Annotated in this window: 1 protein-coding gene; it reads left to right on the forward strand. The window is 30.4% G+C overall.

Going from position 1 to position 1,659, the window contains the following annotated elements; genetic code table 11:
- Positions 1–172: 172 nt before the first annotated feature.
- A complete protein-coding gene (gene nhaC, locus ACY1IQ_RS21070; protein ID WP_461614713.1) occupies positions 173–1,594 on the forward strand; it encodes a Na+/H+ antiporter NhaC in 1,422 nt (473 codons plus the stop codon).
- The last annotated feature ends 65 nt before the right edge of the window (positions 1,595–1,659 follow it).

Raw genomic sequence — 1,659 nt, forward strand, 5'->3', positions numbered from 1 at the left:
TAAATAATTATACCGTATAATATGAATTTTTTATGTATATTACTTATTTTTTTGCATTAAATGATTGTAATAAATTATTAATAGTTAATTTTTTAATTATTCTTAAATTTAATTGAAAACTTGCTATTTATAAGGTAAAATATTAACAACATATTGAAAGAGGAGGATTAACATGAGTAATGAAATAAGAAAACCTAAACTTTTTGAAGCATTATTACCAATTATTTTTTTAGCAGTATGCCTCTCTGTTGGAATAATATTATATGAATCAAGTGCTCATATACCTTTAATTATCGGTTCAATAATTGCGTCTTTCATTGCACTTAGATTAGGATTTAAATGGAAAGACTTAGAAGAAGCATTTATAAATTCTATTCAAATGTCCATGCAGGCAATAATTATTTTGATGATAATTGGAATTATTATTGGTTCTTGGATTCTTAGTGGAACAGTTCCTACTATGATATATTACGGACTTAAGATCATTTCTCCTAGTATATTTTTAGTTGCCTCCTGTATTATGTGCTCAATAGTTTCTCTAGCTACAGGTAGTTCTTGGACTACTGCTGGAACTGTTGGTATTGCACTACTAGGAATTGGTCAAGGTCTTGGTATTCCAACTCCTATGATTGCTGGTGCTATTATATCTGGCGCATACTTTGGAGATAAAATGTCACCTCTTTCTGATACTACAAATTTGGCACCTGCTATGGCTGGTTCTGAACTATTTGAGCATATAAAACACATGATTTATACTACGGCGCCAAGTATGATTATAGCTTTAGTAATCTATGGAATATTAGGACTAAGATATTCTGGTAAAGAATTAGATATAACTCAAATTAACACTATATTAAGTGGTCTTCAAACAAATTTCAATATAACTCCATGGCTTTTAATTCCTCCAATAGTTGTTATAGTTTTAGTTGTTAAAAAAATCCCTGCTATTCCTGGATTAATTGCTGGTGCAATATTAGGTGGATTGTTTGCAATGCTATTCCAAAGTTCTTCTTTTGGCGATGCTATAAATGTTATGAATTCAGGATATATTGGAAATAGTGGTGTTGAAATGGTTGATGAACTTTTAAATCGAGGCGGGCTTCAAAGTATGATGCCCACTGTATCCTTAATTATGTGTGCTATGATTTTTGGTGGAATTATGGAAAAGTCAGGTTGCCTCGGATTACTTGCTGAAAGTTTATTAAAATTAGCAGTAAACACCGGTTCTTTAATACTAGTAACTATAGTATCTTGTATATTTACTAACATTATTGCTGGAGATCAATATTTAGCAATAGTTATTCCAGGTAGAATGTATAAGGATGAATATGCAAAACGAGGCCTTGCTGCCAAAAATCTTTCAAGAACTCTTGAAGATGCTGGTACTATGACCTCTTGCTTTGTTCCTTGGAATACCTGTGGAGCATTTATGAGCAGTACTTTAGGTGTACACCCATTTGCTTATATGTCTTATGCTTTTCTTAACTTAATAAATCCAATCGTTGCTATTATCTATGGATACACAGGTATAACTATTGAAAAAATTAAGCCTGAAAATGCAAACCCTGAAAAAAGATCTTCTTTAAATATATAAATACAATTTGAAAATTAAAATACATTATAATAAAATCTATTCTAAAAAATCTTATACCCAATCTC

It is taken from the genome of Clostridium sp. Marseille-QA1073 (assembly GCF_054863625.1).

Excerpts from the sequence above, each read along its gene's own strand:
- nhaC (WP_461614713.1), top strand. The coding sequence starts at position 173 with ATGAGTAATGAAATAAGAAAACCTAAACTTTTTGAAGCATTATTACCA.